The organism is Nitrobacter sp. JJSN (assembly GCF_051912485.1).
Classification (GTDB): Bacteria; Pseudomonadota; Alphaproteobacteria; order Rhizobiales; family Xanthobacteraceae; genus Nitrobacter.
Genome location: NZ_CP196822.1, coordinates 2,012,932 through 2,035,692, shown reverse-complemented (window position 1 = coordinate 2,035,692; position 22,761 = coordinate 2,012,932). Strand labels below are relative to the sequence as shown.

The following is a 22,761-nucleotide window of genomic DNA, read 5'->3' as shown; positions in this document are numbered from 1 at the left end:
CGCGATGCCGATGACGCCATTAGTACGTTCGCGCGCGCACAGACCGCCAAGCAGCAATGCATAAGCACCTGTCGTGCACGCTATCGCGACTGCCGTCGTCTGAACCAGCTGCCGTCGTTCGAGTGTCGGGGTGTTTATCAGGACTGCACCCGATACTCTTGTACGGGCTTAGGACCGGGATGACTGTCGTGCCTTTTGCTGCCCCGACGCCTTGACGGTAATGCGATGCTGTATGCCCCTGCGCCGCAGGCCGTATATGACGACAGCCGGCCCATCGTGGTTTTCGCCCCGTCATCAAGCGAGCCTGTTGCCGAGCAGGCGGTCGAAGAGCGTCTTGCGAAGGAAGTTCGGTTCGACCCAGACGCCTTCCTGCGGGCAAGTGACGTTCCAAGGGCCAATCGATAAATCTGAGGTCATTCACGGACCGAGACCCAACTGCGACCTGAGCGAACAGACAATATGCTAGTAGCACTATCGAGGGACGGCGAATGAGCAGCCCGGCATCCTAACGACCTCGTCTGCTCCGGTCGTGGTTTGAAGCTCGCCAGCCTCTTTATCAAGCGGGCTGACTGCTCTCTTCGCCTCGCTTGCGGAACCTATTTGCATCGCTATTGGGCATTCAGCCTCGCTGACCCGGATATCCTTTGATCTGGATCAACCCGAAAATGTGCTCCTGCAGGCCTTGTCGGCTTCAGGTGCATTACCAGGGAGAGGATCACGTCATGGGTAACGATAGGATTCCGGAAAAGCCTGAGATGAGCACGGCACCAATCGGCGGAGGATTGAAACGCCGCGATTTCTTGTTGAGTGGCAGTTCTCTCGTCGCCGCTTCGGCGCTTTCGGCCGTCGGATTGACGAGCCCAGCACAGGCGCAGCAACCAGCTACGGCGCCCGCTGCGGCCGGCCAGCGGCCGAACATCGTCTTTATCATGGGTGACGACATCGGCTGGTTCAACATCGGTGCCTACCATCAGGGCATCATGGCCAGCCGGACACCAAATCTCGACAAGCTCGCCGCGGAAGGCATGCGCTTCACCGACTACTACGCAGAGGCGAGTTGCACCGCGGGCCGCGCCAACTTTATCACCGGCGAATTACCGATCCGCACCGGTCTTACCACGGTCGGCCAGGCTGGCTCCCCGATCGGCATGCCGGCGCAAGCACCAACCATTGCGACCGCACTGAAATCCATGGGGTACACCACGGGTCAGTTCGGTAAGAACCACCTCGGCGACCTCAACGAGTTTCTACCGACGATGCACGGCTTCGATGAGTTTTATGGCTACCTCTATCACCTCGACGCGATGGAAGACCCAGCCCACCGCAACTACCCGCAAGCGCTGTTGGCTACCGTCGGCCCCCGTAACATGGTTCATTCATGGGCGACCGACCGGGACGACCAGACGGTGCAGCCGCGCTGGGGCAAGATCGGCAAGCAGCGCATCGAGGACGCAGGCACGCTTTATCCGAAGCGAATGGAGACGGTTGACGACGAAATTCTGCAAAACACTTTCGCTTTCATCGACAAGGCCAAGCGAGATAACAAGCCGTTCTTCGTCTGGCTCAACCCCACGCGCATGCACGTCGTCACCCATCTTTCGGAAAAATACGAGAACATGCGCAACTCGGAAAACGGTTGGTCGGTTTCCGAGGGCGGATTCGCCCAGCTCGACGACATCGTCGGCGCTGTGATGAAGAAGCTCAAGGACGACGGCTTCGACAACAACACGATCGTCGTGTTCACAACCGACAACGGCGCCGAGAACTTCACCTGGCCTGATGGAGGCCAGACGCCGTTCGCGGGCGGCAAGGGAACCGCCATGGAAGGCGGCTTCCGAGTGCCTTGCATGATCCGCTGGCCGGGCAAGGTGCCGGCAGGAAAGGTGGAGAACGGCATTATGTCCGGACTCGACTGGTTCCCGACCTTCGTTGCCGCCGCCGGCAATCCGAATATCGCCGACGAGTTAAGGAAGGGAAAGCAACTCGGCGACAAGACCTATAAGGTCTACCTCGACGGATACAACCAGATGGACCTGATTACCGGAAAAGGCGCATCTGCCCGCCACTCAATCTTTTATTTCGCCGAAGGAACACTGAGCGCGGTACGAATTGACGACTTCAAGTATCGCTTCACCGATCAGCCGAGCGGCTGGTTGGGTGGCACGGTCAAGGTTGACTGGCCGATCCTCACCAATCTCCGCCTTGATCCCTTCGAACGCACAAACTTGCCCAACGGCGATAAGGGGTCGTTGGCATTCTATAACTGGTTTGCTTATGAGTTTTGGCGGTTCCAGTTCGTACAGCAGGAGGTGGGTAAGCTCGCCCAAACTGCGATCGAGTTTCCACCGATGCAGAAGGGCGCGAGTTTCAACCTGGAAGCCGTCAAGGAGCAGATCCAGAAGGCCATGCAGTCGCCCGCTGGCGAGTAACTGGTGACGGGCGCGCCCCGGCCTTGGGGCGCCCGTCTGACAAGCATCATGAGGCAACCGGGCGAGGATCAAAGCTCGCACTTCCGTTGTTGGCCGATTTTGTTGCAAAAGTCGGTTGCGCCTGATGGATGCTCGTATTCGGCTGGGGGCAACCGGCTTTGATCCGCCGGCCCTGACTCCTCTACACAACTCTAACTCTAACTCTACGCGAGGCGCAGAACCTGTGCCGGTGGCGGTCGCGCGACCAGAGTTGCGAGCCGCCGCAGGTTCTGAGCGATGGCGGCCAGAACAAACTCATCCTGGGCGCCTCGTGGACCACGCAGTCGAAGTCGAGCAAGCTTTAGAATGCGCTTCAGGTGAGCGAACCGCATCTCGATCTTCTTGCGTTCACGTCGCGAAGTCTCAAAGCCATCAGTGCCGGCGAGCGACCGGGCGACGTCGCGGGCGTGCTCATGAATGTCGCGCGGGATCTTGCGAAAGGGGACCTTCGGACAGCACTGTCCTCTGAGTTTGCAGCCATCGCAATCGCGCTTTCTAGCCAAATAGATCAGCGTGGTCCCGCCATTCACAAGTGTCCCCGTCGTCGTCAGGGTCTTGCCCGCGGGACAGTGGTAGACGTCGGTGGTCGGATCATATCGAAAGTCGCTGCGCGAGAAGGTGCCGTCATCCCGCTTCGACTTATCGAACACAGGGATATGTGGCGCGATGCCCTTGTCCTCGACTAGCCAGTTCAGCATCGGAGCCGCACCGTAAGCGGTATCTCCGACAAGCCGCTCTGGCTTGAGGCCGAAGCGCTCTTCGGTCCGCTCGATCATGGTCTTTGCCGCGCCGACCTCGGCCTGGCGGATGGAGCGGGATGCTTCAACATCAACGATGACACCGAACTTCACGTCGATGAGATAGTTGTCGGAGTAAGCGAAGAATGCCGGTCCCTTGTGAGCGCCGGTCCACTGGGCTGCCGGATCGGATGGCGAGACGAACTTCGGGACCACGTCGCTGGCCGCGCCCCACGCCATATCGTCGAGGGTCGCCAGATACTCCTTCACCGCGCGGCTGGACCTCTTGGGATCGCGATCCCTGCGCCAATCCTGACCCGCGATCGAGCGTTGCTTATTGGCGTCCGCCTGAATCAGGCTCGCATCGACGGCAAAGCCATCACCGCCAACCAGACCGGCCGCAATGCACGCTTCGACGACCCGCTCGAACACACGACGAAAAACATCCCCATCGCGGAAGCGCTCGTTGCGGGCACGCGAGAACGCCGAATGATCGGGAATTGCGTCCTCGATGCCGAGTTTGCAGAACCACCGATAAGCCAAGTTCACTTGCACTTCGCGGCAGATCAGCCGTTCTGAGCGGATCGCAAAGACATATCCCACGATAAGCATCCGGATCATCAGTTCCGGATCAATCGACGGGCGACCCATCGACGAATAATGAGGTGCAAGTTCGCTGTGAAGCCAGCTGAGATCGAGCGCAGTATCGATCTTCCGCACCAGATGATCTTCAGGAACCGCGTCGCTAAGGTGGAACTCGTAGAACAGTTGACTCTGGTCACTCTTCAGACGGCCCATCATCGATCGACCTCGCCGAGATTCGCGTCAACACAACGGAATCACGCTTCGCCGCTTGTCTCAACTGACTTTTGCAACAAAATCGGCCCTTAGCGGACTTGGCGCGATGTCGGACTTGAGTCCGTTATGTGCACAGAGGCTGACATCCGCCGGTCGTTCGAGTTCATGAGTACACGCCCTAGCGCCGCTCTCGCGAACGGCCTATCGTCATCCTCATGCGTTTGAAATCGAGCATATGGGTTGCGGCCTATCTACGCCGCTGCCAGACCGAGGGTATATTCGGCGCCGTACGCCGGCGCGGTGCGGAGGAGGCCGGCGCCGTGTTCGTCAAGCTCGCACTCCTTGACGGCAATGCGATGCTGTATGCCCCTGCACCGCAGGCCGTATATGACGACAGCCGGCCCATCGAGCGGGTTTTCGCCCCGTCATCGAGCGGGCCTGTTGCCGAGCAGGCGGTCGAAGATCGTCTTGCGAAGGAAGTCCGGTTCGATCCGGACGCCTGGATCGTTGAAATCGAAGACAGGGCAGGGCGGCACTTTCTTGATTTGGCACGGGTATGACGGTGTAGATGCGGTTTTCACCGCCGGAGAACACCGCGACCGAGGGCCGCAGTGCCGCTGGGCCAAAAGCCTTCCTTTTTGCTCCGGGCTACCCATGTTACAGACGCTTCCCCCTGCCGGGGAATAAAGGAACAACCACATGAATTTCACCCAGCGGGCATCCGGCATGATGAAGGCCTTCGCCATCGTCCTGTCGTTGGCGCTCCCCCTGATGTTTGCCGTTTCCGCTGCGGACGCGCGCGTCGGCGGAGGCAGCAGCTATGGATCGCGCGGCTCGCGGACCTTCTCCGCGCCGCCGGTCACCAATACCGCGCCGAATGCGGCGCGGCCGATTGACCGGACCATGACCCAGCCCGGCCGTCCGAACGCGGGCGCGCCTGCGTCCGGGGGCTTCTTCAACCGGCCCGGTATGGGCATGCTCGGCGGCCTTGCTGCCGGTTTCCTCGGTGCGGGATTGCTCGGCATGCTGTTCGGCGGCGGCCTGTTCGGCGGTCTCGGAGGCCTGTCATCGATCATCGGTCTGGTGCTTCAGATCGGCCTGATCGTCCTCCTTGTCCGCTTCGCGATGTCGTGGTGGCAACGGCGCAATGCGCCTGCCTATGCCGCCGGACCAGCGCCGACGCCGGGCCCCGCTGCTGCCCAGGCGAATCCGCGCAGCGGTCTCGGTTTCGGTTCGGCATCAAATGCTCCGCCGCTCGAGATCACGCCGTCCGACTATGAAGCCTTCGAACATTTGCTTGGAAACATCCAGACCGCGTGGTCGAATGAGGATGTCAATACGCTGCACACGCTGGCGACGCCGGAAATGGTGTCGTACTTCACCGAAGATCTTCGGGCCAACGATGCCCGCGGCGTCGTCAACAAGGTGTCCAACGTCAAGCTTCTGCAGGGAGACCTCGCGGAAGCCTGGCGCGAGGGCAATACCGATTACGCCACGGTGGCGCTACGCTATTCGTTGATCGACAAGACCGTCGAGCGCGCGGGTGGCCGCGTGGTCGAAGGTGGCGACCAGCCGCAGGAGGTGACCGACGTCTGGACGTTCGCGCGCCGTGGCGGCGGAAAATGGGAGCTGTCGGCGATCCAGCAGACCTGACCGGCCGCGGTAGTTATTTACAAGAAGGCGCCACGACAACCTCGTGGCGCCTTTTTTGCGTTGAACGAAGGGCCTGATTGCGCGTTATCGCGGGTCCAGAGCTATTCCGGCTTTGATGGAATCAAAGCCGGGCTCCAGCTTTTTGTTTTGACGCGTTTTCTTTACGCGAACCGGTACCCACTTCGCTCGAAAACGCTATAGATCCGCAGCGCGCAGGCTGAGAGAATATTGTGCCGAAACCAGACGCCATAAATCGATCGGAGAAGGCGATGATTGCAACAGACAGGATCATTCCGCGAATTTGCCTTGGCCTGGCCGCGGCAATGCTGGCGACGACGGCTCAGCCGGCCCGTGCGCAGACGGCGGATATGAGCTTCTTCGTGACCAGCGCCGGAATTGGTAACGGCGGCAATCTTGGCGGTCTCGCGGGCGCAGACAATCACTGTCAGACGTTGGCGCAGGCTGCGGGCGCGGGAGCGAAGACCTGGCATGCCTATCTGTCGACCCAGGCTGCCGATGGCAAACCGGCCGTCAATGCGCGGGATCGGATCGGCTCCGGGCCGTGGCAGAACGCCAAGGGCGTCGTGATCGCGAAGGACGTCGCCACGCTGCACGGCACCAACGGCATTAACAAGGAGACCGCGCTGACCGAGAAGGGCGAGGTCGTCAACGGCTACGGCGACAAGCCCAATCGTCACGACGTGCTGACGGGCTCGCAGCCCGACGGAACGGCCTTCGCCGGCGCCGAGGACAGAACTTGCAAGAACTGGACGAGCAGCATGCAGGGCGCTGCCATGCTTGGACATTCCGATACCAACGGCCCTGCGACCAATCCTACCGCCAAATCCTGGAACACGGCGCATCCCTCGCGCGGACCCGACGGTGGCTGTAGCCAGAACGATCTCAAAAGCACCGGCGGCGATGGGCTGCTATATTGCTTCGCAGTCAAATGACGCTTGCTTCCGTCGAGGCGCGCGTCCCTCGACGGAAGACGCTGTCTTCCGCCGCTATAAGGCGCTGGACGCTAATAGCTTCGTCCGTCGACCGGCGTTAATGTGAGCTTGGACAACTCGACGCCGTCGATGCAACTCACATTGACCGCCACCACTTCAGTCCCATCCGGCTTCTTGCCGAGTGCGAACACATCGACACCGCAGTCGACGCAGAGCTGGTGCCGGATCGCACGCTTGTTGAACAGATATTCCTTGAGATTGCCCTCGCCGGCCCTGAGCTGAAAACTACTCGGCTGCAGGAACGTGAAGTGCAATCCTTTCTTGGTGCAGATCGAGCAGTTGCACGCGCTCACCATTGCGAGATCCGTTGTGCACTCGAAGCGCACTTGACCGCAATGACAGCCGCCAGTGTATGTTTTCACGTCGGGCATTTGGCTCTCCGGTCTAAAACAACAGTCAGGCTACCAGATTCCGGGCAATAGCCGGTAGCGAACCTCCGCGGCATAGTCCCGATAGCCGGGTAAGCCGGTGACTAGGGTCTTTTCCTCGATCACGATGCGCATTGCGAACAGCCCGATGAAGATTGGGGTGATTGCGACGCCCCACCATGATCCAAGCAGCAGCGAAACCCCGAGGAAAAAGACGATCGCCCCACTATACATCGGATGTCTCACGAGCGCGTAGGGCCCCGTGCGGACCACCTGATGTCCGCGCTCGGCCTGTATCTTCACCACGGGCGCGGCGAAGGTGTTCTCCCGCATCACCCAGAACGAAATGGCGATAGACAATAAGAAGAGCGCGAAGCCGAAGGTCTGGAACCCGAAGCTCATGTGTGACCACTGATAACGCTCATCGAGGCCCATGACGATCAGCCAGGTCATGGCGACCGGTCCGAACACGATGATGAAAAGCTTGTCCGCCGCGGGCTGGTCCTTCTGAATCATCGGCCGCATACGCTCGGCCAGCAGTCCGGGATTGATCTTCGCGAACCACAATCCACCGAGGATACCGAGGCCGCCGAGCGTCGCCAGGAACAGCCACGCAGCGGGCCAGTGCAGGCTGCCCGCCGGGATGAACAGCAGCGCGCCCAGGGCGGCGATCCAGACCGCGTTCTGGATCATCAACCGACGGATCAGGTCGTGCTTGTCATCCATGCAGTCCGCATTACCGCGTCTTCGCGGCGAACTTGCGACAGCAGCAAGTTCGCTGGCGGCATGATCGAACCCGGATTCCCGCGTTAGCCTGCCGTCACTCGTCGTTGCCGCGTGACACTGCGATGGCGGCGTTGGTCTTGGTGCGGGTGCAATGCATGTTCAGCCGCCGATAACGCATCCGCACGTCGTCGCCATGCAACAGGCCCATGCGCTTGATGCAGCGGGTGATGCCTTTCAGCGTATCTGGCTTCGGAATCGTGAAGATGATGGCGGAGGCCTGCGCTACCAGATCGTAGAACTCCGGCTTCGGCTTGCGGCTGTCCGCGCCCGCAATCAATTCGTTGCTGAACTTGCGGTTCGGACAACCGAGGATCAGTTGCTTGGCCGCGGGATGCGACAGGAAGATCGCATTGGCGGCGGTTTTGCCGACATGCAGGCCGTCGATGTGGCTCTTGAGCTGGGCGGCAAGATCGTCGCAGCGATCGGCGCGCGCCGGTGAGGGGGCTGCCGCAATGGCGGCGATGAGGCAAAGGCTGGCGGCAAGGCTGAGACGCGGGCTCGACATTCAAGGATCTCCAACCGGAAACAGTAATGCTCCGTCCTTATCTCAATTGCCGTTCGCGCGGCGAACCGCTTATCGCAGAAACTAAAGTGAAGATAAACTGCCGTCGCGTGACGGTGGATTGCGCCTGCCGCCAGCGCGCAAACACGTCAACGACTCAAGATCCGGCGTGTTGCGGCGCGATAGAAGGCCACGCAGCTTCCTGCATTTTCGTTGGAAGGTTTGATTGGGAAGGGACGAAACCCTGACAATGCCTGCGGAATCATGTCAAACAGCGTGTCTGCGATTCCTGTCACGATTGAGCATTCAGTTCCAGCCTATGCCTGACATCTCTTCGAACAAGCCTTATCGAATCGGTCGCTCCCGCACTGGGCTCGGCCTCTTCGCCACCAAACCCATCAAGAAGGGTACAAAGATCATTCGCTATTTGGGGCCGATGCTCGACTGCAATAAGAAGAAGGACGACGCGGTCGAGAACAAGTATCTCTTCCAGATCACCAACCGCTGGACCATCGACGGCTCGGTGCGCAAGAATATCGCGCGCTACATCAACCACGCCTGCAAGCCGAATGCGGAATCCGACGTCAGCAAGAAAAAGCGGCGCGTCGATATCCGCGCCATCAAGAACATCGCCCCCGGCGAGGAGATCAACTACGACTACGGCACCGACTACTTCAAAGAGTACCTGAAGCCGATCGGTTGCAAGTGCGACGCCTGCGAAAAGAAGCGCAGGAAGCTGCGGGCTGCGGCGCGCGAGGAGAAGAAGCGCGTCAAGGCGAGGGCCGAAAAGCGCGCCGAGGTCGCGCGCAACGGCAAAAAGCTGAACGGCCACAAGGCGCCCGCCGCCGCTCCAAAGCAAAGGAAGGTTCGGTCGGCCGTGAAGGGCAGGAAATTAACGAAGCGTTCTTAAGGGCCGCGTTGATCTGTCATGGCCGGATTCTCCCGCCATTCATGTCTTGCGGTTTGGCGATGGTCAGGCATTCAGTCGTCTTTTGTGCGCCGATCGAGAAGCAGACCTGAATGGCTGGAACTACCTAAAGCCGGAGCTTGGCGGCTCGTGAGCTGACAAGCCCGGCAAGCCGCCCTCGGGTTGTTTCCACAGATGGCGCTCTGCGGCGTCGTCCGGGCGGGCACGGTCTGCCGTGTTCCGGCGAATGACGAAAATTCCGCAACCGCCCTGAACTCGGCGTTCCCGACAGACTATATCTCAGCATGAGATCGGGGCAGCACATGGGAGCACGACCATGACCGCCAGCATTGTCGGATGGGCGCATACGCCATTCGGGAAGCTCGACACTGAGACCGTCGAAAGCCTGGTGGTGAAGGTGGCAACCGGCGCACTGGCCGATGCCGGTATTTCCGCCGGCGAGGTCGATGAGATCGTGCTCGGACATTTTAATGCGGGCTTCTCGCCTCAGGATTTTACGGCTTCTCTTGTCTTGCAAGCCGATCCGGAACTCCGCTTCAAGCCGGCGACGCGGGTGGAGAATGCCTGTGCCACCGGATCGGCGGCGGTGCATCAGGGCATCCGCGCCATCGCATCCGGTGCGGCGAAGATCGTGCTGGTTGTCGGCGTCGAGCAGATGACTCGCACGCCCGGCCCTGAGATCGGCCGCAATCTGCTGCGCGCTTCTTACCTGCCCGAGGACGGTGATACCCCCGGCGGTTTTGCTGGCGTTTTCGGCAAGATCGCGCAGGCCTATTTCCAGAAATACGGCGACCAGTCGGATGCGCTGGCAATGATCGCGGCGAAAAACCACAAGAACGGCGTCGCCAACCCATACGCGCAGATACGCAAGGATTTCGGCTACGACTTCTGCCGCTCCGAGAGCGAGAAGAACCCGTTCGTTGCAGGGCCGCTGAAGCGCACCGACTGCTCGCTGGTGTCGGACGGCGCGGCCGCGCTGGTGCTGATGGATGCGGAGACGGCCAAATCCGCGCGCCGGGCAGTCAATATCCGCGCGACCGGCCACGCGCAGGATTTCCTGCCGATGTCGAAGCGCAACATCCTCGATTTCGAGGGCTGCACGGTGGCTTGGCAGCGGGCGCTGGCGCAGGCCGGCGTAACGCTGTCCGATCTCTCGTTCGTCGAGACACACGACTGCTTCACCATCGCCGAACTGATCGAGTACGAAGCCATGGGCCTGACGCCGAAGGGGCAGGGCGCGCGCGCCATAAAGGAAGGCTGGACCGGGAAGGAAGGAAAGCTGCCGATCAATCCCTCCGGCGGCCTCAAGGCCAAGGGCCATCCGATCGGCGCCACCGGGGTCTCCATGCATGTGCTGAGCGCGATGCAGCTCGCGGGCGAGGCGCCCGAGGGTATGCAGATCAGGGCCGCCAAACTTGCCGGCATCTTCAACATGGGTGGCACGGCGGTTGCGAACTATGTCTCGATCCTTGAGCCGGTCCGATAGTTGCTACGAAGTGCGTTTGCGCAGCGGATGGGAAGCCGCGCCATCGGTTCCAGCGTGTGCATTTTTGCAAATGGGTTGCGCGCAGAAGCCCTTTGAAGACCTAAAAATACAGGTCAGGATATAGCAGCGGAGTCTTTTAAACGCGCCGGGAGGAAATATGCGCACCATCGGACACCTTATTGGCGGCAAGAACGTCAGCGGCAGATCGGGACGGTTCGCTGACGTCTTTCAGCCGATGACCGGCGAAGTGCAGGCCAGGGTCGCGCTGGCGTCGAAAGCTGAAATGCGCGAGGCAGTGGAGAATGCCAAGGCCGCGCAGCCAGGGTGGGCCGCGACCAATCCGCAGCGCCGCGTCCGCGTGCTGATGAAGTTTCTCGAACTGGTGGCGAAGGAAAACGACTCGCTGGCTGAACTGCTCGCTCGCGAACATGGCAAGACCATTCCCGACGCCCGGGGTGACATCTTCCGCGGTGTCGAGGTCGTCGAATACGCCATCGGCATTCCCGAACTGATGAAGGGCGGCTACACCGAAGGTGCTGGTCCGGGCATCGACAGCTATTCGATGCGTCAGCCGCTCGGTGTTGTCGCCGGTATCACGCCGTTCAATTTTCCGGCGATGATCCCGATGTGGAAGTTCGCGCCGGCGATTGCCTGTGGCAACGCCTTTATCCTGAAACCCTCGGAGCGCGATCCGGGCGTGCCGATGCGGCTGGCCGAACTGATGTTAGAGGCCGGTCTGCCGCCGGGCATTCTCAATGTCGTCAACGGCGACAAAGAGGCGGTTGATGCAATCCTTGACGATCCCGATATCTCGGCGGTCGGCTTCGTCGGCTCCTCGTCAATCGCGCATTACATTTATGCACGCGCGGCCGCGACCGGCAAACGCTCCCAGTGCTTCGGCGGCGCCAAGAACCACATGATCATCATGCCCGATGCCGACATGGATCAGTCGGTGGACGCGCTGGTCGGCGCGGGCTACGGCGCCGCCGGCGAGCGCTGCATGGCGGTGTCGGTTGCGGTGCCTGTCGGCAAGACCACCGCCGACCGGTTGATGGAGAAGCTGATCCCGCGGGTCGAGAACTTGAAAATCGGACCGTCCACCGATGCGTCCGCCGATTTCGGACCGCTTGTGACCAGGGAAGCGCTGGAGCGGGTCAAGAACTACGTCGAGATTGGCGTCAAGGAAGGCGCGACGCTGGCAGTCGACGGCCGCGGCTTCAAGATGCAAGGCTACGAGAACGGCTTCTACATGGGCGGTTGTCTGTTCGATAATGTCACCAAGGACATGCGGATCTACAAGGAAGAAATCTTTGGTCCGGTGCTGTCGGTGGTGCGGGCGAACGATTTCGACGAAGCGGTGGCGCTGCCATCAGACCATGAATATGGCAACGGCGTCGCGATCTTCACCCGCGACGGCGACGCGGCGCGTGAGTTCGCTTCGCGCGTCCAGGTCGGCATGGTCGGCATCAACGTGCCGATCCCGGTGCCGGTGGCCTACTACAGCTTCGGCGGCTGGAAGCGCTCGGGCTTTGGCGATCTCAATCAATACGGCTCTGACTCGGTGCGGTTCTACACCAAAACCAAGACCGTCACCTCGCGCTGGCCGTCGGGCGTCAAGGAAGGGACGCAGTTCGCGTTCCACAGCAAGTGAGTGGTGTCGTAACTCATGCAGTTCGCGCTTACTGAGGATCAGATCGCTGTCCGCGACATGGCGCGCGATTTCGCGGCCGAGAAGATCGCGCCGTTCGCGCTGAAGTGGGATGAGGAGAAGCACTTCCCCGTCGACGTGATGCGCGAGGCGGCGGGTCTCGGCATCGGCGGCATCACCATCCGCGAGGATGTCGGTGGCTCGGCGCTGAGCCGTTTCGACGCCGCATTGATCTTCGAGGCGCTGGCGCAGGGTTGCCCCACCGTGTCGTCGTTCATCTCGATCCACAACATGGCGTCGTGGATGATCGATGCCTATGGCTCAGACCAGCAGCGACGCAAGTGGCTGCCAAAACTCTGCACCATGGAATGGCTGGCGAGCTACTGCCTCACCGAACCCGGCGCCGGTTCAGACGCGGCAGCTTTGCGCACCCGCGCGGTGCGCAACGGCGATCACTACGTACTCGACGGGCAGAAGCAGTTCATCTCCGGCGCCGGAGCCAGCGATCTCTATGTGGTGATGGTGCGCACCGGTGATGACGGGCCGAATGGCATTTCGACGCTCGTGGTCGAACGCGATACGCCAGGCGTCTCGTTCGGGGCCAATGAGCGCAAAATGGGGTGGAACGCGCAGCCGACCCGCGCGGTGATCTTTGAGAATGCGCTTGTGCCGGTGGTCAATCGCCTCGGCGACGAGGGCATCGGTTTCAAGATCGCGATGGCCGGGCTAGACGGCGGGCGGCTGAACATCGCCGCGTGTTCACTCGGCGGCGCGCAGTCGGCGCTCGACAAGGCGCTCGCGTATATGAAGGAGCGCAAGGCGTTCGGAAAGCGGCTTGACGAGTTTCAGGGCTTGCAATTCAAGGTCGCCGACATGGCGACCGAGCTGGAAGCGGCGCGAACGTTTCTGTGGCGCGCGGCTTCTGCGCTGGACCGGGAGGACGCCGACGCCACCATGCTGTGCGCGATGGCGAAGCGTTTTGCCACGGATATCGGCTTCGATGTCGCCAATCAGGCATTGCAGTTGCATGGCGGGTACGGCTATCTCAGCGAGTACGGCATCGAGAAGATCGTGCGCGATCTGCGCGTGCATCAGATCCTCGAAGGCACCAATGAAATCATGCGCCTGATTGTGTCGCGCAAGTTGATTGAGGGCGCGCGATGAAGGTTTTTGCTGGCGACGAGCTGGATCTGATCGCACGGCGCGAGGGGAGCGCGGGCATCATTCGCCTCAACCGCCCGAAGGCGATCAATGCCGTCACACTGGAGATGTTCCGCGAGATCGGCAAGGCGCTGGACGAATTCGAGGCGGACCCTGCCGTCGGTTTGATCCTGCTCGAAGGAGCGGGCGAGCGTGGTCTGTGCGCAGGCGGCGATATCCGCGCGCTCTGGGAAAGCGCTCAGGTTGCGGGCGATCTCGGCAAGGTGCTGTGGCGCGAGGAATACATCCTCAACGCGCGCATCGCGAAACTCGCCAAGCCCTATGTCGCCTTCATGGACGGCATCGTGATGGGTGGCGGCGTTGGGTTATCGGCGCATGGCGCGCACCGCGTCGTCACGGAGAGAACCAGGCTTTCCATGCCGGAGGTCGGCCTCGGCTTCTTTCCGGATGTCGGAGGCACCTGGCTGTTGTCGCACGCGCCCGGCGAGACCGGAACCTACTTCGGCCTGACCGGCCAGCCCATGAACGGGCCGGATGCGATCTACGCCGGTTTTGCCGATGCCGGGGTGCCGTCGCGGAAACTCGCCGAGCTTCGCGAGGCGCTGGTCGATCTCGGCGCCGGCGCAGATTCGGCCCGTGTGAAAACAACGATTGCGGGCTTTGCGATCGGCGAAACAGCAGGCCCCGTTGCCGCAATCCGGCCGCGGATCGATGCGTGGTTCGCCCATGGTCGAATGGACGATATCATCGCGGCCCTGCGTCGTGATGGCTCCGAACTCGCGCGGACGACGCTCAAGACCCTGAACGAGAAGTCGCCGCGCGGCATGGTGGTGACGCTGAAGCTGCTGCGGCTCGCGCGCGCCTCGGGCACGTTGGAGGAATGTCTCGCGCGTGAATATCGTGCAGCGCTCGCGGTCTTTGCGAGCGAGGACTTTCGTGAGGGCGTGCGGGCCGCGGTCATCGACAAGGACCGCGAGCCAAAGTGGTCGCCGCCGCGGATCGAGGAGGTTACGCCGGAGATGGTTGCGCCGTACTTCGCCAACATCGGCGCGGATGAACTCGTGCTCAATTAGACGCAGATAGCCTCGACTGGAGGATCAGCATGGCGACCATCGCATTCATCGGTCTCGGCAACATGGGCGGGCCCATGGCGGCCAATCTCGTCAAGGCCGGCCACAAGGTGAACGGTTTCGATCTCGTGCCAGCTTTGAGGGATGCGGCCAAGGCGGACGGCGTGACGATCGCCGATAGTGCGAGGGCAGCGGTGACGAATGCGGATGTTATCATCACCATGCTGCCGGCCGGCAAGCATGTGGTGTCGGTCTGGACCGATGTCATTCCCTCCGCCTCCAGAGGCGCGCTGATGATCGACTGCTCGACCATCGATGTTGAAAGCGCGCGGCGGGCCCATACGCTGGCGGCCAAGGCTGAGCTGCCGTCGGTCGATGCGCCGGTCTCGGGCGGTGTCGGCGGCGCCAAGGGCGCGACGCTGACTTTCATGGCTGGCGGCGAAGCCGAAGCCTTCGTGGCGGCGAAGCCGTTTCTCGAGGCGATGGGCAAGAAGATCGTCCATTGCGGCGATGACGGAGCAGGACAGGCGGCCAAGATTTGCAACAACATGATCCTCGGCATTTCGATGATTGCGGTCGGCGAAGCCTTTGTGCTGGCGGAAAAGCTCGGCCTGTCGCATCAGGCGCTGTTCGATGTCGCCTCCACCGCGTCGGGCCAGTGCTGGTCGCTCACGAGCTACTGCCCGGTGCCGGGCCCGGTTCCGGCGTCGCCCGCCAATAACGACTACAAGCCCGGCTTTGCCTCGGCGCTGATGCTCAAGGACCTGACGCTTGCGCAGGAAGCTGCGAAATCCGGCGGTGCGGTAACGCCGCTCGGACAGCACGCGCAGGACATCTACAAGGCGTTCGACGCGGCCGGCAACGGTGGGGTCGATTTCTCTGGCATCATCCGGCACATCCGCGCGCTCGCGGAAAACAGAGACGGCTGATGACCACGTTTGCCGAGGCACGTGAATTCCTGCTGCGGCATCGCACCGATTACGATGCAGCCGTCAATGGTTTCAAATGGCCCGATCCCGTGCCGTTCAACTGGGCGCTGGACTGGTTCGACGCCGGTCTCGCGACCGATCCGGCGAGCAAGACGCGGGTGGCGCTGTGGATTGTCGATGCCGCAAGTGGCACCGAGACGAAAGTGACGTTCGAAGCGATGTCACGGCGCTCGAACCGGGTCGCGAATTTCCTGCGCGCGCAGGGATTGAAACGCGGCGATCATCTGCTGCTGTTGCTCGGCAACGTCGTGCCGCTATGGGAAACCATGCTGGCCTGCATCAAGCTCGGCGTAGTGATCATCCCGGCGACGACATTGCTCACACCGGACGAGTTGCGCGATCGCCTCGATCGCGGCCGCGCCAAAGCGGTCGTGGCCACACAGGATCAGGTGACGAAATTTGCAAGCCTCGGCGGCGATGGCTTGATCCGCATCGTCGTCGGCGCGACACACCCAGGCTGGCTGCCCTACGAAACGACGAATGGTTTTCCAGAGGCCTTCAGGCCGGACGGGTCGACCAGCGCCGACGATCCGATGCTGTTGTATTTCACGTCCGGCACCACGGCGAAACCGAAGCTGGTGCGGCACAGCCAGCGCAGCTATCCGGTTGGCCATCTGTCCACCATGTACTGGATCGGCTTGAAACCCGGCGATGTTCACCTGAACATTTCCTCGCCCGGATGGGCCAAGCACGCTTGGAGCTGTTTCTTCGCGCCGTGGAATGCGGGAGCGACGATCTTCATCTGCAACCAGCCGCGCTTCGAGGCCAAGGGATTGCTCGCGACCATCGGGCGCTGCGGCGTGACGACCTTGTGCGCGCCGCCGACGGTGTGGCGGCTGTTCATTCAGGAAAAGTTGTCGGACTTCAAGGTCTCGCTGCGCGAGGTTTGCGGCGCCGGCGAACCGCTCAACCCCGAAGTGATCGATCAGGTGAAGTCGGCATGGGGACTGACGATCCGCGATGGCTACGGGCAGACCGAGACCACCGCGCTTGCCGGCAATTCGCCGGGACAGAAGGTCAAGGTCGGTTCGATGGGTCGTCCGATGCCCGGCTACAAGGTCAAGGTCATCGACGCCGACGGCAACTCGACCAGAGAGGGCGAAGTCGCGCTGGCGCTCGGCGCGGACTGGCCCGCCGGGTTGATGCAGGGCTATCAGGGCGAGGGCGGACAACTCGGCGGCGACGACGGCGATCTCTATCGCACCGGTGATGTGGTGTTCGTCGACGATGAAGGCTATCTCACTTTTGTCGGCCGGTCGGATGACGTATTCAAGTCGTCCGACTACCGCATCAGCCCATTCGAACTGGAGAGCGTCTTGCTTGAACACGATGCGGTGGCGGAAGCCGCCGTGGTGCCGAGTCCGGATCCGATCAAGCTGGCGATCCCGAAGGCCTATATTCTGCTTGTCGGAGGAACGGAACGGTCGCGCGAAACGGCCCTGTCGATCTACAGGCACATATTCGAGCGGATGGCGCCGTTTAAGCGCATCCGCAAGCTCGAACTCGTCGCTGAATTGCCCAAGACGATTTCGGGCAAGATCCGCCGCGTTCAGCTTCGCCGCCTCGAACACGACAACGATCGCGGCGATGCGTTGCGCGGCGTCGAGTTTTGCGAGGAGGATTTTCCGGAGCTTCAGGCGTTGAAGTCGAAAGTTGCGGAGACGTGAATCGTGAATGAAGTCTGGAAGAAGACACCGGTCTCGCTCGATGCCTATCAGCAAATGGTAGGACAGGAGATTGGCGTTTCCTCGTGGCACCTGATCGACCAGAAGCGGATCGACGCTTATGCCGACGTGGTCGACGACCGTCAGTTTATCCATGTCGATCCGGAGCGGGCCGGTCGCGAAACGGAATTCGGCACCACCATCGCGCATGGGTTCCTGACCCTGTCGCTGCTTAGCGTTATGTCGTATGAGGTGATGCCGCGGGTGGATGGCGTGACCATGGGGGTGAACTACGGCTTCGACCGGCTCCGGTTCATCTCGCCGGTCAAATCCGGCTCCCGCGTCCGGGGCCGCTTCATGCTGACCGAGGCGACGCTTCGCAAGCCCGGCGAGCTGCTGTCGCGCACTGCCGTCAGCGTCGAGATCGAGGGCGAGAAGCGGTCGGCGCTGGTCGCCGACTGGCTCGCCGTTCTGCGCTTTTCCTGACGGCTCGTATTGCGTCATGATGTTATGGGTTATGGCGGTATGCAGTTGAGTCAGGCATATGCATTGCCATGCCTGATGTCCTCCATACCCAAGCTGCGATCCTGGGCGCCGGTCCCGCCGGCCTGATGGCCGCGGAAGTTCTCGCGCGAGACGGCGTGCGCGTGACTGTGTTTGACGCGATGCCGTCCGTAGGCCGCAAGTTCCTGATGGCGGGGCGCGGCGGACTCAATCTGACTCACAGCGAGCCGCTGCCACAACTTCTCGCGCGCTACGGTACAGCGGTGTCGCATTTACAGTCGGCCATCGACGCGTTCACGCCCGAGGCGTTGCGAAAATGGGCCGACGATCTCGGACAACCGACGTTCGTCGGATCGAGCGGACGGGTGTTTCCGAGAACGCTCAAGGCATCCCCGCTGTTGCGTGCGTGGCTCAAGCGGCTCGATTCGCTCGGCGTGACGTTGGCACTGCGGCATCGTTGGACCGGTTGGGATCGCGATGACCGTCTGCTGTTTCAGACGCCGGACGGTGAGCGTGCAGCTGTGGCGGACGCAACAGTCATGGCGTTCGGCGGCGCGAGCTGGCCGCGGCTTGGCTCCGACGGAGCGTGGGTCGAACGGCTTGCTAGCAGGGGAGTCGCCATATCGCCGCTGCGACCGGCCAATTGCGGGTTCACCGTGGCGTGGAGCGGAGTCTTCCGCGATCGCTTTGAAGGTCAGCCGCTGAAGACCATCGCGCTGTCGTTCGGCTCGCACAACGTGCGCGGTGAAGCCCTCATCACCCGTGACGGCATCGAGGGCGGAGCAATCTACGCCATCTCGTCGGTGTTGCGTGAGGCGATCATCGCGTCGGGCCATGCGACGCTTTATATCGACTTGCGGCCCGATATCGCGATGGCAGAACTTACCGCCCGATTGAGCGTGCCGAAGGGCAAGCAATCGGTCTCGAATTGGCTACGCAAGGCGGGCGGTCTTTCGCCTGTCGCGATCGGGCTTTTGCAGGAAGCTGCGATAGCGTCCGGACAACAACCGGGCGGGATGCCGCCGGAGATGCTCGCGGCGTTTATCAAGGCGGTTCCGATCCCGCTGACCGGTATCGCGCCGATCGCACGTGCGATCTCCTCTGCCGGCGGAATTGCGTTCCGTGAGCTCGACGGTGACTACATGATCCGCCAAGTGCCGGGAGTATTCGCCGCCGGCGAAATGCTGGACTGGGAAGCGCCCACCGGCGGTTATCTGCTGCAGGCGTCGTTCGCCACCGGCGCGGTGGCCGGGCGCGGCGGGCTGAAATGGCTGCGGCGTTAACCCTTAAACTCCCTCGATCTCCTCGCGCAGCATTTCCAGTTCGAGCCAGCGATCCTCGGCCTGTTGCAAATCCGTATGTGCCTTCGCCAAGGCGAGCGAGACAGTGTCGAAAGTGGCGCGATCCTTCGCATAGAGGTTCGGGTCTTCAAGGCGCTGCTGTTGCGCCGCGATCTCAGCCTGAAGCTTTGCGATAGATTTCGGCAGCGTCTCCAGAGCGTGCTTCTCGTTGAAGGTAAGACGGCGCTTGCCGGGTGTGATCGCAGACGTCGTCTTCGCGGAGCGCTCTGCCTCTGGCGTCGGCGCGGATTTCGGCGCTTCACGTTTCAAGTCAGCGCCGCGCTGCGCCAGCATGTCCGAATAGCCGCCGGCATATTCGATCCAGCGGCCATCGCTCTCGGGAACGATCACCGAGGTCACGACGCGATCGAGAAAGTCACGGTCGTGACTGATCAGGATCACGGTACCCTCGTAGTCGCCAAGCATGTCTTCCAGCACGTCCAGCGTGTCCAGATCGAGATCGTTGGTCGGCTCATCCAGCACCAGCAGGTTGGACGGCTTTGCCAGCGCGCGCGCCAGCATCAGGCGTCCGCGTTCGCCGCCGGAGAGGACCTCGAGCGGCGTGCGCATCTGTTCCTGCGCGAACAGAAAATCCTTCATGTAGCTGACGACGTGCTTTGGTGTGCCGCCGACCATGACGTGGTCGCCGCGTCCTCCGGTCAGCGCTTCCGCGAGCGTCGATTTCGGATCGAGACTTTCGCGGTGCTGGTCGAGCGTCGCCATCTCGAGGTTGGCGCCGAGCCGGATCGTGCCGCTGTCGGGTGTGTCAGTTCCCGTGAGCATGTTGATCAGCGTGGTCTTGCCGGCGCCATTGGGACCGACGATTCCGATGCGGTCACCACGCTGGATGCGGATCGAGAAGTTGTCGACGACTTTGCGGTCGCCGTAGGCTTTGCTAATGCCCTTCGCCTCGATGACCAGCTTTCCGGACTTGTCGGCCTCTGCCGCGGCGAGGTTTGCGCTGCCGGTCGTGCCGCGATAGTCGCGCCGCTGCTGACGCAGTTCATGGAGACCTGCCAGCCGCTTGACGTTGCGCTTGCGCCGTCCAGAGACGCCGTAACGCAGCCAGTGTTCCTCGGCAACGATCTTGCGGTCCAGCTTGTGCTGGTCGCGCTCTTCTTCCGCCAGTACCTCGTCGCGCCATTCCTCGAATTTCGCGAAGCCGCGGTCGATCTGCCGTATCTGGCCGCGATCAAGCCACGCGGTGCTGCGCGAGAGGTTAGACAGGAAGCGCCGGTCATGGCTGATGATCACCAGCGCGCCGCGACGGGAGCCAAGTTCGCCTTCGAGCCATTCGATGGTGGTGAGATCGAGATGATTGGTCGGCTCGTCGAGCAGCAGGATGTCGGGCGAGGGCGCAAGCACCCGCGCCAGCGCCGCGCGCCGGCTTTCGCCACCGGAGAGATGAGCGGGGTCTTCGTCGCCGTGCAGGCCAAGCTGTTCGACCAGATAGCGCGCCTGATAGGTGTCGTCGCCCGGGCCAAGCCCGGCTTCGACATAGGCGAGCGTGGTTTTGAAGCCATCGAAATCCGGCTCCTGCGGCAGATAGCGCACGGTGGCTCCGGGCTGCACGAAGCGGCTGCCACTGTCGGGCTCGACGAGGCCGGCGGCGATCCTGAGCAGCGTGGATTTGCCGGAGCCGTTGCGGCCGATCAGGCAGATCCGCTCGGATTCGGATACGGAGAGTTCGACGCCGGACAAAAGCGGCGTACCGCCGAACGTCAGCGCGATGTCTTTCAACTGGATCAGCGGCGGCGCCATTATCTCAACCCTGATGTGCAGCGCGAGCGCGAAGAATGCGGCGGATGGTTTGGTCCAACGCCGACAGGAACGCCGAGCGGTCGCGCGGCTGGAACGAGCGCGGACCGCCGGTGACCTCACCGCTGGCGCGCAGGTCGGTCATCAGGTTGCGGACAGCGAGTGTCATGCCGATGGATTGCTCCGTGAACGGCTTTCCGTTCGGCGCGATCACGCTGGAGCCAGCCTTGACGCACCGGCTCGCCAGCGGAATGTCCGCAGTGATGACAATATCGCTCTTGCCGGCGCGTTCCGCGATCCAGTCGTCGGCGGCATCCATGCCGGGCCCGGCCGCGATACGCTCGATCATGGGATGGTCGGGCACACGGATGAAATTTCCCGCGACGACGCTAACCGGCACGCCATGACGCTCAGCGACGCGGTAAATCTCGTCCTTGACCGGGCAGGCGTCGGCGTCAACGTAGATACGAATGGAGGTCAACGGCGGATCATCGGGCTGCGAGGGCATCGTGGCAGCGCGTGTTACTCCATGTCACGGAAGATTGCGACACCGAATTTTTTGCAGTGCAATAGCGTTGTCGAGTGGCTGGCGGGAGTTGTGTCTTCGCATAGGAAAATCCGTCAGAATGGCTGTTGTCGACTGGTTTTGGCAAAATCGCCTCTGGGATCAGCTAGCGGGGGCCTGAATTGCTGCGCAACCTTGGACGCGCGCCCGGTTCAGGCGGTTGCGCTGGCGATCCGCGCTGCTAAACTTTCCGTGAAAAGCATTTCCTCGTAGGCCTGGTGAATGGGCTGCGGAAAGACGGATTTTATGACCGATCATGCCCGGCGTTGCGCTGACACCGGATCGAACGGCAGCTCGCACGGATTGGCGGCCGCGATGACCGTGGCAAGCGCTGCCAGCCATTTGCCTGCTGACGGCTCCGGCGTTTATGCCGCGCTCGATCTCGGCACCAACAACTGTCGTCTGCTGATCGCCTGTCCGACGGGCGGGGGCTTCCGCGTGGTCGACTCGTTTTCGCGGATTGTCCGGCTGGGCGAAGGCATCTCGTCCACCGGCCGTATCAGCGAGGCGGCGATCGAACGCACGATTGCCGCGCTCATCGTGTGCCGCGACAAGATGCATGCGAGGAAAGCCGGCCGGCTGCGGCTTATCGCGACGGAGGCCTGCCGGGCGGCGTCGAACTCCGAGGATTTTCGCAGCCGCGTCGCTGCCGCGACCGGCATCGAGCTGGAGGTGATCGATCGGGAGACGGAAGCCGCGCTCGCGGTGATTGGCTGCTCGCCGCTGATCCATCCGAAAGCGCGTGGCGCAATCCTGTTCGATATCGGCGGTGGCTCGACGGAATTGGTCCGGATCGAACGCGACCGCGAAGGCGGCGACCCCCATACCAAGGCATGGACGTCGATTCCGATCGGCGTCGTGACGCTGGCCGAGCGTTTTGGCGGACATGACGTAACGCCGGTGTCCTACGCGTCGATGGTAGGGGAGGTCACGGCTCATCTTGGGGCGTTCGCCGCCGAGCACAGCTTCAATCTGTACGGGATGCACCTTCTTGGCACCTCGGGCACGGTGACCACGCTTGGGGGGCTTCATCTCGGTCTTGCGCGCTACGATCGCCGCAAGGTCGACGGAATTTGGATGAACGATATCGAAGTCAGCCAGGCGATAGCGCGGCTGTGCGGCATGGATTATCAAAAGCGGGTGGCCAACGGCTGTATCGGGGCCGAGCGCGCCGATCTGGTTCTGGCGGGGTGCGCCATCCTGGATGCCATTCGGCGGGCCTTTCCCCTGCCGCGGCTGCGAGTAGCGGATCGCGGTCTGCGCGAGGGTATGCTGGTCGAAATGATGCGCGAGGACGGCGTCATTTGCATGAGCTGATGCGCA

The 22,761-nt window shown here is 62.0% G+C and carries 20 protein-coding genes and 1 pseudogene; 15 read left to right on the top strand and 6 right to left on the bottom strand.

Going from position 1 to position 22,761, the window contains the following annotated elements; all coding sequences use genetic code 11:
• Positions 1-210: 210 nt before the first annotated feature.
• Together ACSZOQ_RS10145 and ACSZOQ_RS10140 are read left to right on the top strand one after the other, a co-directional pair.
• Positions 211-405 (top strand): annotated as a pseudogene (locus tag ACSZOQ_RS10145) (hypothetical protein); the annotation flags it as partial.
• A gap of 350 nt (positions 406-755) precedes the next feature.
• A complete protein-coding gene (locus ACSZOQ_RS10140; protein ID WP_439926005.1) occupies positions 756-2,429 on the top strand; it encodes an arylsulfatase in 1,674 nt (557 codons plus the stop codon).
• 203 nt (positions 2,430-2,632) lie between these two features.
• On the opposite strand, the gene ACSZOQ_RS10135 is transcribed toward ACSZOQ_RS10140, so the two are convergent.
• On the bottom strand, positions 2,633-4,006 hold the full coding sequence (locus ACSZOQ_RS10135; RefSeq protein ID WP_439924438.1) for a transposase: 1,374 nt from the start codon (positions 4,004-4,006) through the stop codon (positions 2,633-2,635).
• 212 nt (positions 4,007-4,218) lie between these two features.
• Here ACSZOQ_RS10135 and ACSZOQ_RS10130 point away from each other — a divergent pair, with 212 nt between their 5' ends.
• From ACSZOQ_RS10130 to ACSZOQ_RS10120, 3 genes are all read left to right on the top strand, one after another.
• Entirely contained in the window at positions 4,219-4,563 is a 345-nt protein-coding gene (locus ACSZOQ_RS10130; RefSeq protein ID WP_439925869.1) for a DUF1491 family protein, read from the top strand.
• A gap of 139 nt (positions 4,564-4,702) precedes the next feature.
• Entirely contained in the window at positions 4,703-5,656 is a 954-nt protein-coding gene (locus tag ACSZOQ_RS10125; protein WP_439925868.1) for a Tim44 domain-containing protein, read from the top strand.
• A gap of 323 nt (positions 5,657-5,979) precedes the next feature.
• Entirely contained in the window at positions 5,980-6,609 is a 630-nt protein-coding gene (locus ACSZOQ_RS10120) for a lectin (protein WP_439926003.1), read from the top strand.
• Positions 6,610-6,680: 71 nt separating this feature from the next.
• Here the strand turns inward: ACSZOQ_RS10120 and ACSZOQ_RS10115 are convergent, their stop codons facing one another.
• The 3 genes from ACSZOQ_RS10115 to ACSZOQ_RS10105 all read right to left on the bottom strand — a co-directional run bounded on the left by ACSZOQ_RS10115 (position 6,681) and on the right by ACSZOQ_RS10105 (position 8,328).
• Positions 6,681-7,040, bottom strand: a complete 360-nt coding sequence (locus ACSZOQ_RS10115; RefSeq protein ID WP_439925867.1) for a GFA family protein — start codon at positions 7,038-7,040, stop codon at positions 6,681-6,683.
• A gap of 30 nt (positions 7,041-7,070) precedes the next feature.
• Positions 7,071-7,763 (bottom strand): methyltransferase family protein, encoded by a 693-nt coding sequence (locus ACSZOQ_RS10110; protein WP_439925866.1) that lies wholly within the window; start codon positions 7,761-7,763, stop codon positions 7,071-7,073.
• A 94-nt stretch (positions 7,764-7,857) separates the two neighbouring features.
• Positions 7,858-8,328, bottom strand: a complete 471-nt coding sequence (locus ACSZOQ_RS10105) for a hypothetical protein (protein ID WP_439925864.1) — start codon at positions 8,326-8,328, stop codon at positions 7,858-7,860.
• Between the two features lie 316 nt (positions 8,329-8,644).
• Between ACSZOQ_RS10105 and ACSZOQ_RS10100 the strand changes: the two genes are divergently transcribed.
• The 9 genes from ACSZOQ_RS10100 (at position 8,645) to ACSZOQ_RS10060 (ending at position 19,058) form a co-directional block, all read left to right on the top strand.
• A complete protein-coding gene (locus ACSZOQ_RS10100; RefSeq protein WP_439925863.1) occupies positions 8,645-9,235 on the top strand; it encodes an SET domain-containing protein in 591 nt (196 codons plus the stop codon).
• A 334-nt stretch (positions 9,236-9,569) separates the two neighbouring features.
• On the top strand, positions 9,570-10,739 hold the full coding sequence (locus ACSZOQ_RS10095; RefSeq protein WP_439925861.1) for an acetyl-CoA acetyltransferase: 1,170 nt from the start codon (positions 9,570-9,572) through the stop codon (positions 10,737-10,739).
• 157 nt (positions 10,740-10,896) lie between these two features.
• Positions 10,897-12,390 carry a CoA-acylating methylmalonate-semialdehyde dehydrogenase gene (locus ACSZOQ_RS10090; protein WP_439925860.1) on the top strand — a complete coding sequence of 498 codons (1,494 nt, stop codon included), beginning with the start codon at positions 10,897-10,899 and terminating at the stop codon, positions 12,388-12,390.
• A 15-nt stretch (positions 12,391-12,405) separates the two neighbouring features.
• Positions 12,406-13,551 (top strand): isobutyryl-CoA dehydrogenase, encoded by a 1,146-nt coding sequence (locus tag ACSZOQ_RS10085; RefSeq protein ID WP_439925858.1) that lies wholly within the window; start codon positions 12,406-12,408, stop codon positions 13,549-13,551.
• The gene (locus ACSZOQ_RS10080; RefSeq protein ID WP_439925857.1) at positions 13,548-14,621 is read left to right on the top strand and encodes an enoyl-CoA hydratase/isomerase family protein; all 1,074 of its coding nucleotides are present in this window, start codon (positions 13,548-13,550) and stop codon (positions 14,619-14,621) included. Before ACSZOQ_RS10085 ends, ACSZOQ_RS10080 begins: the two co-directional genes overlap by 4 nt.
• A gap of 29 nt (positions 14,622-14,650) precedes the next feature.
• Positions 14,651-15,547, top strand: a complete 897-nt coding sequence (mmsB, locus tag ACSZOQ_RS10075) for a 3-hydroxyisobutyrate dehydrogenase (protein WP_439925856.1) — start codon at positions 14,651-14,653, stop codon at positions 15,545-15,547.
• On the top strand, positions 15,547-17,274 hold the full coding sequence (locus tag ACSZOQ_RS10070) for an AMP-binding protein (RefSeq protein WP_439925855.1): 1,728 nt from the start codon (positions 15,547-15,549) through the stop codon (positions 17,272-17,274). Before mmsB ends, ACSZOQ_RS10070 begins: the two co-directional genes overlap by 1 nt.
• A 3-nt stretch (positions 17,275-17,277) precedes the next feature.
• Positions 17,278-17,757: a MaoC family dehydratase gene (locus ACSZOQ_RS10065; RefSeq protein WP_439925853.1), complete on the top strand. Its 480-nt coding sequence runs from the start codon at positions 17,278-17,280 to the stop codon at positions 17,755-17,757.
• A 68-nt stretch (positions 17,758-17,825) separates the two neighbouring features.
• The gene (locus tag ACSZOQ_RS10060; RefSeq protein ID WP_439925852.1) at positions 17,826-19,058 is read left to right on the top strand and encodes an NAD(P)/FAD-dependent oxidoreductase; all 1,233 of its coding nucleotides are present in this window, start codon (positions 17,826-17,828) and stop codon (positions 19,056-19,058) included.
• Positions 19,059-19,061: 3 nt separating this feature from the next.
• Here ACSZOQ_RS10060 and ACSZOQ_RS10055 read toward each other — a convergent pair whose 3' ends face one another.
• Complete coding sequence (locus ACSZOQ_RS10055; protein WP_439925851.1) at positions 19,062-20,876, bottom strand: ABC-F family ATP-binding cassette domain-containing protein; 1,815 nt, start codon at positions 20,874-20,876, stop codon at positions 19,062-19,064.
• A 4-nt stretch (positions 20,877-20,880) separates the two neighbouring features.
• The gene (locus ACSZOQ_RS10050; protein ID WP_439925850.1) at positions 20,881-21,381 is read right to left on the bottom strand and encodes a YaiI/YqxD family protein; all 501 of its coding nucleotides are present in this window, start codon (positions 21,379-21,381) and stop codon (positions 20,881-20,883) included.
• Positions 21,382-21,684: 303 nt separating this feature from the next.
• On the opposite strand from ACSZOQ_RS10050, the gene ACSZOQ_RS10045 reads away from it, so the two are divergent.
• Complete coding sequence (locus ACSZOQ_RS10045; RefSeq protein WP_439925849.1) at positions 21,685-22,755, top strand: Ppx/GppA phosphatase family protein; 1,071 nt, start codon at positions 21,685-21,687, stop codon at positions 22,753-22,755.
• The last annotated feature ends 6 nt before the right edge of the window (positions 22,756-22,761 follow it).

What these genes read in the sequence shown, in the direction of transcription:
- ACSZOQ_RS10140 (WP_439926005.1), top strand. Translation starts at nt 756, where the DNA reads ATGAGCACGGCACCAATCGGCGGAGGATTGAAACGCCGCGATTTCTTG.
- ACSZOQ_RS10135 (WP_439924438.1), bottom strand. Translation starts at nt 4,006, where the DNA reads ATGATGGGCCGTCTGAAGAGTGACCAGAGTCAACTGTTCTACGAGTTC.
- ACSZOQ_RS10130 (WP_439925869.1), top strand. Translation starts at nt 4,219, where the DNA reads ATGCGTTTGAAATCGAGCATATGGGTTGCGGCCTATCTACGCCGCTGC.
- ACSZOQ_RS10125 (WP_439925868.1), top strand. Translation starts at nt 4,703, where the DNA reads ATGAATTTCACCCAGCGGGCATCCGGCATGATGAAGGCCTTCGCCATC.
- ACSZOQ_RS10120 (WP_439926003.1), top strand. Translation starts at nt 5,980, where the DNA reads ATGCTGGCGACGACGGCTCAGCCGGCCCGTGCGCAGACGGCGGATATG.
- ACSZOQ_RS10115 (WP_439925867.1), bottom strand. Translation starts at nt 7,040, where the DNA reads ATGCCCGACGTGAAAACATACACTGGCGGCTGTCATTGCGGTCAAGTG.
- ACSZOQ_RS10110 (WP_439925866.1), bottom strand. Translation starts at nt 7,763, where the DNA reads ATGGATGACAAGCACGACCTGATCCGTCGGTTGATGATCCAGAACGCG.
- ACSZOQ_RS10105 (WP_439925864.1), bottom strand. Translation starts at nt 8,328, where the DNA reads ATGTCGAGCCCGCGTCTCAGCCTTGCCGCCAGCCTTTGCCTCATCGCC.
- ACSZOQ_RS10100 (WP_439925863.1), top strand. Translation starts at nt 8,645, where the DNA reads ATGCCTGACATCTCTTCGAACAAGCCTTATCGAATCGGTCGCTCCCGC.
- ACSZOQ_RS10095 (WP_439925861.1), top strand. Translation starts at nt 9,570, where the DNA reads ATGACCGCCAGCATTGTCGGATGGGCGCATACGCCATTCGGGAAGCTC.
- ACSZOQ_RS10090 (WP_439925860.1), top strand. Translation starts at nt 10,897, where the DNA reads ATGCGCACCATCGGACACCTTATTGGCGGCAAGAACGTCAGCGGCAGA.
- ACSZOQ_RS10085 (WP_439925858.1), top strand. Translation starts at nt 12,406, where the DNA reads ATGCAGTTCGCGCTTACTGAGGATCAGATCGCTGTCCGCGACATGGCG.
- ACSZOQ_RS10080 (WP_439925857.1), top strand. Translation starts at nt 13,548, where the DNA reads ATGAAGGTTTTTGCTGGCGACGAGCTGGATCTGATCGCACGGCGCGAG.
- mmsB (WP_439925856.1), top strand. Translation starts at nt 14,651, where the DNA reads ATGGCGACCATCGCATTCATCGGTCTCGGCAACATGGGCGGGCCCATG.
- ACSZOQ_RS10070 (WP_439925855.1), top strand. Translation starts at nt 15,547, where the DNA reads ATGACCACGTTTGCCGAGGCACGTGAATTCCTGCTGCGGCATCGCACC.
- ACSZOQ_RS10060 (WP_439925852.1), top strand. Translation starts at nt 17,826, where the DNA reads ATGCCTGATGTCCTCCATACCCAAGCTGCGATCCTGGGCGCCGGTCCC.
- ACSZOQ_RS10055 (WP_439925851.1), bottom strand. Translation starts at nt 20,876, where the DNA reads ATGGCGCCGCCGCTGATCCAGTTGAAAGACATCGCGCTGACGTTCGGC.
- ACSZOQ_RS10050 (WP_439925850.1), bottom strand. Translation starts at nt 21,381, where the DNA reads ATGCCCTCGCAGCCCGATGATCCGCCGTTGACCTCCATTCGTATCTAC.
- ACSZOQ_RS10045 (WP_439925849.1), top strand. Translation starts at nt 21,685, where the DNA reads ATGACCGATCATGCCCGGCGTTGCGCTGACACCGGATCGAACGGCAGC.